The organism is Candidatus Weimeria sp. HCP3S3_B5, from assembly GCF_052064335.1.
Classification (GTDB): Bacteria; Bacillota; Clostridia; order Lachnospirales; family Lachnospiraceae; genus Weimeria.
The window spans coordinates 1-849 of sequence record NZ_JBQHVU010000068.1; the positions used below are offsets into that span (position 1 = coordinate 1).

General features: G+C 71.8%; 1 protein-coding gene. It reads right to left on the reverse strand.

Translation table 11 applies throughout. The features are described 5' to 3' along the window. The coding region (locus ACTNCK_RS11750; protein WP_441082908.1) for a tyrosine-type recombinase/integrase at positions 1–849 on the reverse strand (849 nt) is incomplete at both ends.

An 849-nucleotide genomic window follows, 5' to 3' on the forward strand; every position in this document is an offset into this window, starting at 1 on the left:
GGGCATCCCAGTCAGCGAGCCACTGAGCGATCCCCTCAGCGATGGACGGCGGCAGGTGGGCTGTGCGGATACCGGCAGTGGTTTTGGGCGGCCCGATGTGCCACCGCCGCCCGCCGTCCGGGTCGGAGATGCGGGCGGCGGTGCGCTCGACGCGGATGGTGGTGGCGTCGTCGGAGATGTCGCAGCGCCGCAGTGCCCGCACCTCACCGGATCGCAGCGCCCCCCATGCGGTGATCGCGAGGATGACGCGCCACCGGTCGGGGACGGCGGCGAGGTAGGTGCGCAGCTCGGTGGGGCTGAGCGCGACTGAGCGGTGCGCCGGCGCAGGCTTCCCCGCCCCGCGGATGCGGCACGGATTGGTCGGGATCAGGCCATCCTCCACTGCATCGGAGAGGATGGAGCGCAGGAGCTGGTAGGCGTTGCCGTTCTGGGTGGCGGTGGCGGCGGGTAGTGCGTCGTACCATGCACGGACGGCCTCGGGGCTGATCTGACTCACGGCGATGCGTCCGAGGGTGGGGGCGATGACCTGCTGCACGAGGCGGCGGTACAGGGCGGCGGTGGAGTCGCGCAGCGGCTTGCGGGCACGGCGCTGACGTCGGGCGATGATGTCGGCGCAGTAGGCGGCGAGGTTGACGGCGGCGACCTCGGGGGCGCGGACGCTGGGAGCGATCCATGTGCCCCGGTCGATGGCGATCTCCTCATCGCGGAGCCATGCCTCGGCGTCGGAGCGCAGGAGGTAGGTGGAGGGTGCTCGGTGACGCTGCCCGTCGGGGCCGATATAGCTGGCCTGGTAGCGGTCTGAGGGGAGTCTGCGGAGGGTGCCGAATGCTCGGCGAGTGCGCGCCATGC